This window comes from Streptomyces sp. WM4235 (genome assembly GCF_001279725.1).
Classification (GTDB): domain Bacteria; phylum Actinomycetota; class Actinomycetes; order Streptomycetales; family Streptomycetaceae; genus Streptomyces.
On sequence record NZ_LGDE01000380.1, the window covers coordinates 1 to 306 of the forward strand.

Sequence of the window (306 nt, forward strand, 5' to 3'; positions counted from 1 at the left end):
GCCTCGCCGACCTCGGCCAGCAGCTCCGTGCCGGTCATGTCCGGTCGTACGCCCAGCCGCAGCGGAACGATGTTGGAGACCATGCCGGGGACCTCCCGCGTCCCCGGGTCCACCCGGGTGGTGACGGGCAGCCCGAGGACGAGGTCCTGCGCGCCCGTGACTCGGTGGAGGTGCGCGGCCACGGCCGCGACGAGCAGTCGGGAGAGCCGTACGCCCGACCGCTCGGCGCCGGCGCGCAGGCGCGCGGTGTCCTGCGCCGAGTACTCGTCGGTGCAGCGCACCCGGCGGGCGATCACGGCGGGCCCG

The 306-nt window shown here is 76.5% G+C and carries 1 protein-coding gene; it reads right to left on the reverse strand.

Features of this window, described 5'->3' with window-relative positions:
• Positions 1-306, reverse strand: a 306-nt coding sequence (locus tag ADK55_RS23065) for a condensation domain-containing protein (protein ID WP_159041522.1), incomplete at both ends; no start/stop codon positions are given.